At 76.8% G+C, this 228-nt stretch carries 1 pseudogene; it reads right to left on the bottom strand.

Annotated features, from left to right (window positions below):
* Nucleotides 1–228 (bottom strand): annotated as a pseudogene (locus G3I40_RS46310) (putative protein N(5)-glutamine methyltransferase); the annotation flags it as partial.

Here is a 228-nt window from a genome sequence, read left to right as displayed (position 1 = left end):
GTCCAGGCCGTCGGCGCCGCCGTCGAGGGCCATGCGCCGCTCGTGGTCGCGGGCCTCGGGCGGCAGCAGCGGCACGTCGTCCGTGGGCACGTACGGGCCGTTCGCGATCAGGATGTCGATCCGGCCGGACAGCCGTGCGGGCAGCGGGTCGTAGAGGTCGCCCTCGTGGACCTCGCCGCCCAGCGGCGCGATGTTGCGCCGGGCGCAGTCCACGGCGGCCGGGTCGAG

This window comes from Streptomyces sp. SID14478, assembly GCF_010548525.1.
Lineage (GTDB): Bacteria > Actinomycetota > Actinomycetes > Streptomycetales > Streptomycetaceae > Streptomyces.
Note: the sequence above shows the minus strand (reverse complement) of the source record. Positions and strands in the feature narration are given on the sequence as shown.